This is a genomic window from Bradyrhizobium sp. SHOUNA76 (genome assembly GCF_023006445.1).
Lineage (GTDB): Bacteria > Pseudomonadota > Alphaproteobacteria > Rhizobiales > Xanthobacteraceae > Bradyrhizobium.
Window position 1 is genome coordinate 1 of record NZ_JALBHA010001098.1, and the last position, 572, is coordinate 572.

General features: G+C 69.4%; 1 protein-coding gene. It reads left to right on the plus strand.

The features are described from left to right. The coding region (locus MOV74_RS39955) for a DNA-processing protein DprA (protein ID WP_246933082.1) at positions 1-572 on the plus strand (572 nt) is incomplete at both ends.

Below are 572 nucleotides of genomic sequence, written 5' to 3' on the forward strand. Positions count from 1 at the left end.
GGGACGCATCTGCAGTGCCGACGAAGCCAAGGCCGAGCTTGCCGCGAGCCGCAAATTCGGCATCGCCTGGCTCGCGCCAGGCGAGGACGGTTATCCTGAGCGGCTGGCGATGATCGACGATGCGCCGCCGCTGCTCGCCGTGCGCGGCGACATCAAAACCTTGATGCGGCCGATGATTGCGATCGTCGGCTCGCGCAATGCTTCCGGCGCCGGGCTGAAGTTTGCCGGCATGCTGGCGCGTGAGCTCGGCGAAGCCGGCTTTGTGGTCATCTCCGGCCTCGCCCGCGGCGTCGATCAGGCCGCGCATCGCACCAGCGTCGAGAGCGGCACGGTCGCGGTGCTGGCCGGCGGGCATGATTGCATCTATCCGCCCGAGCATGGCGATCTCCTCACAGCGATCCTCGACCACGCGGGCGCCGCGATCTCCGAGATGCCGCTAGGCCACGAGCCGCGCGCCCGTGACTTCCCTCGCCGAAACCGATTGATCTCGGGCGCCTCGCTCGGCGTGGTCGTGGTGGAAGCCGCGCACCGCTCGGGCTCGCTGATCACCGCGCGCATGGCGGCCGAACAGG